We start from the raw sequence: 2,840 nt of genomic DNA on the forward strand, positions 1-2,840 counted from the left end.
GTCGAATCCTTCAACGGTCGCATGCGCGATGAGCTTTTGAACGAGAGCCTGTTCTTCGGCCTCGACCACGCCCGCAGCGCCATCGCCGAATGGCGGGAGGACTTGAATCCTGTTTCATAACACCCATCTGTCTATGTCGTTGAAGGGAATAGGTTTTGCTGATCGGGGTGCGATCCCGCGGGGTACTTCGGGTTCTGTCGCGCACGATGAACAATCTGCTGGGCTCGCGGCTTTCCAAGTTCTGATCGGCCGAAGATCCACGGCCCATCCGGTAGAGGATGAATGCCTTGGATCTCGCCTGCTTCGGCGGCGAGTCTGAGGGTCTTCGGTGCAACGCCGAGGAGGCGCGCCGCCTTGTTCAGGTTGAGCCATGGCTCGGTCCCATCCGGTGCCGGCCGGAAGACCGGGATCTTGTGATGCGATCTGTGTGCGGTGACCCGCTCCCGTGTCCAGCGATTGCCATGCCCGGTCACCAGGCCGTTGCGGTTGAGAATGCCGGCGATCAGATCATCGCTGGCGATCAGCACCAGTTGCCGGATGGCTGCGATGATATCACCAGAGGTGCTGTTGCGCTGTCCACGCCGGCGCTTCGGCAGGCGCAGCTCGGTATGGGCGCCGCCAATCCAGTGGATCAGCAGCACGATCTCGGAGGCTTTATCGTCGATATCGGCGACCACCTCCTGAATGACGGTGCGCACGATGCGCTTCTTGAGCCTGGCGTCCGTCGTTGGCGCCGACCAGACAGCCTGAAGGTCTGTGGCCAGCGCCGTGATGCCCGTTGCCAACACAGGTGATGGCCTCGGCGTCGCGGCATCATGCGCGGCGACCTTGCTCTCGATCTCACCGACACGGATGAGTGCCTGGTTCCAACGCGCTTCCAGTTCCGCCGCGACCAGCCGGTTCTCGGGATCGGCCGCGTCGTATTGCCGGAAGGCCCGGTCGGCAGCGTAGCGGGCAGCCTCAAGATCCCGACTGAGGGCGTCCCGGACCTGGTCACGACGATTGGCAGCTTGCGCCTCAGCTTCGGCAGCGGCAGCAATCGCTCCCGGCTCCACGACTCGCAGGAGCGCTTCCTCAATCGCATCATCGACGCGCAGTCCGCCAAAAGCGATGCATCGCGGCTCGCCATTGTCGAGCAGACCCCGCCAGCAGGAATAGCGCGGAATGTTGTGCTTGATGCCCGTGTACCGCACCGTGAGCTTGCGGCCGCAGCGCCGGCAGCGGACAAGCCCGGCGAGCAGAGCGTCGCCATGCTTGGGCGCCCCGTGATGCCGGCTCGTGGGCACGTTGTCGCTCACCATCTTGCGGATCGCCTCTGCCCTTTCCCAACTGACATAGCCCTCATGGCTGTCCGGGATCAGCGCCAGCCATTCCTCGCGCGTCCTGCGTCGGATACCTGCTCGAATGGCGGATCGCCCAAATCCCGGCGCGACACGAGTCTTACCATAGGCGTAGGCGCCGCCGTAGATCGGGTTCTCGATCATCCGGTGGATGGTCGCATAGCTCGGCCTGCGCCAGACCACTTCGCCATTGTTGCGCTTGGCCGGCAAATCCAGCCCATGCTCGAGGAACCACATCAAGGCCTGACGGGCGCTGCCGAGCTCAGCAACCTTGTCGAACACCAGGGTAATGGATTCCTGCACACGCCGATCAGGTTCCTTCTCAAGCCGATCGCCGACCTTCACGAAGCCGACAGGGGCTGCGACGACGAGTTCGCCGCGGCGGGCCTTTTCGTAGCGGGCCGACAGCGAACGCTGGCGCAGAAGATCGAGTTCATACTCGTTGAGACTGCCCTTCAATCCCAGCAGCAGCCGATCATTCCCCTGACGCGGCGCATAGACCGTCTCCTGGTCGATCAGAACGGTATCGACGACACGACACATCTCGATAAGCTGCTGCCAGTCGCGGCTGTTGCGGGCAAACCGCGACACCTCCCGTGCCGCAACCGCCCCGACCTTGCCGAGACAGACCTCAGCGACCATCCGATCGAAGCCGGCGCGTACGACGCCGCCGGCGGCGGAACGGCCGAGATCGTCATCGATCGTCTCTACGCGAGACCAGCCAAGGGCCGTCAGGCGGTCGCGCATCGCATATTGAAGCATGCTGCTCTCACGATTGTGCAGGACCTGATGGGCTGACGACTGCCGCACATACAGGATCGCTTTGCGCTCCAGATGATGCGGCCCAATCTTCTCATGCATCATGATCCGCGCCCTCCCGTTTTGCGGCACCCTTGCCGTCGACGTGCCCGAGGATCAGGCTGACCATCAGCTTCGTCACTGATCGGCGCGCCTCGGCCGGCAGCGCCTGCCATTGCGGCGTCTGCACCGTGTCGGCGTCGTTCGGCTTCGGGAACAGATCGAACTGGTATGTCGTGGGCTGGCGCGGCATGGACATCTCCCCGATTCGCGTGACAGCCCAATGCTGCGCCCATCTCCGGCGATTGCGATGGGGCGCCCGTGTCGTGGAGCAGTTTCGCCAGGGTGCCCAGCGCGGCAAGGTAGACGTGCGGAGCAGTCGTGATGCGCCAGCTCGCGCTGAGGCTCCGATCGAACATCCACCCAGGAACCTCCAGCCAGCGATCCGATACCCGGCCAGAAAGACTGCAGCGGAAAACCTCTGCTTCTTTCTTGTCGATCACTTCATGAATATGGACCTGGCGACCCGCCCAAGGATGCCATGGATAGAGAAGCTCGCGCTCCGGGCCGGTCCCGTGGGTGTTCCGTCGCCGAGTTGTTCAACACCGCGAGGCCTCATTCCTCGCTCGGCTACCAGACCCCGGCGGCATACGCCGAGGACATCACCGCAACCGGCTCCGACGCTGTGCTGATGGAAGGCTC

General features: G+C 63.6%; 2 protein-coding genes and 1 pseudogene. 1 reads left to right on the forward strand and 2 read right to left on the reverse strand.

Features of this window, described 5'->3' with window-relative positions; translation table 11 throughout:
• Positions 1-108, forward strand: a pseudogene (locus tag ACFFNA_RS36470) (integrase core domain-containing protein); the annotation flags it as partial.
• Between the two features lie 23 nt (positions 109-131).
• Here ACFFNA_RS36470 and ACFFNA_RS36475 read toward each other — a convergent pair.
• A complete protein-coding gene (locus ACFFNA_RS36475; protein ID WP_378924835.1) occupies positions 132-2,204 on the reverse strand; it encodes a recombinase family protein in 2,073 nt (690 codons plus the stop codon).
• The gene (locus tag ACFFNA_RS36480; RefSeq protein ID WP_378924837.1) at positions 2,194-2,391 is read right to left on the reverse strand and encodes a hypothetical protein; all 198 of its coding nucleotides are present in this window, start codon (positions 2,389-2,391) and stop codon (positions 2,194-2,196) included. Before ACFFNA_RS36480 ends, ACFFNA_RS36475 begins: the two co-directional genes overlap by 11 nt.
• Between the last annotated feature and the right edge of the window lie 449 nt (positions 2,392-2,840).

The organism is Mesorhizobium kowhaii, assembly GCF_042431665.1.
GTDB lineage: Bacteria > Pseudomonadota > Alphaproteobacteria > Rhizobiales > Rhizobiaceae > Mesorhizobium > Mesorhizobium kowhaii.

Bases quoted from the DNA above. Each gene is read 5' to 3' on its own strand.
- ACFFNA_RS36475 (WP_378924835.1), bottom strand. From the start codon at position 2,204: ATGATGCATGAGAAGATTGGGCCGCATCATCTGGAGCGCAAAGCGATC.
- ACFFNA_RS36480 (WP_378924837.1), bottom strand. From the start codon at position 2,391: ATGCCGCGCCAGCCCACGACATACCAGTTCGATCTGTTCCCGAAGCCG.